This is a genomic window from Cobetia sp. MC34, from assembly GCF_018340035.1.
Classification (GTDB): Bacteria; Pseudomonadota; Gammaproteobacteria; order Pseudomonadales; family Halomonadaceae; genus Cobetia; species Cobetia amphilecti.
Genome location: NZ_JADPPY010000089.1, coordinates 1 through 1,179, shown reverse-complemented (window position 1 = coordinate 1,179; position 1,179 = coordinate 1). Strand labels below are relative to the sequence as shown.

The window sequence follows — 1,179 nt, the reverse complement described above, 5'->3', positions numbered from 1 at the left end:
TTATATGATCGGTTACTACAGCAGCCTCAGGCCGCACAAGCATAACGATGGGATACCGCCGAACTTGGCAGAAAAGAACTACTGGAATGCTCAAAGCTCGGTGGCCAAAAACACTTGACCACTACAGATGCCGCCACGACTCCGGCCCAACGCATGGTCTAAGGGTTCTTCAGATCCCCCTTTTTGCCTCCACCAGCGGAGGCGCGTGTTGCACGAACGGCAGTTGAGTCGATCATCCAGGTCTCGAGATCCATCAGGCCATCTTCACGAAGCCGAAGTTGAAGCCGCGACAAGACCGCCTCAAAGGTACCGTCATCACGCCATTGTCGGAACCTGGCGTAGACGGTACTCCAAGGGCCATAACGTTCGGGAAGGTCGCGCCACTTGGCGCCCGAGCAGAGGGCCCAAAAGATGCCGTTCAGCATCTGTCTGTCGTCTTTTCGGGGCCTGCCCATCGATTGAGCCGGTGAGACAATGTCTTCGATCAACTGCCATTGGCTATCAGAGATTTCGTAGCGTCCTGTCATACCGCACCTATGCTGGATGTGCATGGGTCACATTAGCAAAAATGACTTTTCGTACAAAACCTAGTGTCAGTCATCAATGGATCTACTCCTTATTCTGAGACGACAAGGCACGGGGTGGAGACCTTTGACGGCATCTCCGTCAGCCCAAACGCCGCAACAAGCACCGCACGCACGTCAAGAGCGCCGGGTTGGGCAAGATCCCCAACCGAGTCGGTATCGAGCACCGCCCAGATGAGATTGATGACCGACGCTTCATCGGCCACTGGGAGGGCGACACAGTGATACAGTGATACAGAGCCACAAGCAATCAGGCCTGGTCACGCTGGTCGAGCGACGCAGCGGCTATCGACTGGCGGCACGACTGCCCAAGATCTCGGCCGAGTTGACGCAAGCAGCCATGATCCGCGTGTTGAAGCCGCGTCGGGGAGCGGTCCAGACGATCACACTGGACAATGACTCGGGATTCGCTGGCCACGAAGCGGTGGCCAAGGCCGTGACGGCGGCGATGTACTTCTGCGATCCCTACCCCCACTGTCACGCTAGTTGGAGTATCAGCGGCTGTTAGACTCTGAACCATATGGGGCGTGATGAGGTTCCGATGAAGTACTCCGACGAGCGCCGGGAGGCCATCCTCAAGAAGCTGCTCCCGCCG

2 pseudogenes are annotated in these 1,179 nt (G+C 57.3%); one reads left to right on the top strand and one right to left on the bottom strand.

The features are described from left to right. Positions 1–126: 126 nt before the first annotated feature. A pseudogene (locus IZU87_RS17255) lies at positions 127–527 on the bottom strand (IS5 family transposase); the annotation flags it as partial. A 65-nt stretch (positions 528–592) separates the two neighbouring features. Here IZU87_RS17255 and IZU87_RS18225 point away from each other — a divergent pair. After that, a pseudogene (locus IZU87_RS18225) lies at positions 593–1,053 on the top strand (IS30 family transposase); the annotation flags it as partial. Between the last annotated feature and the right edge of the window lie 126 nt (positions 1,054–1,179).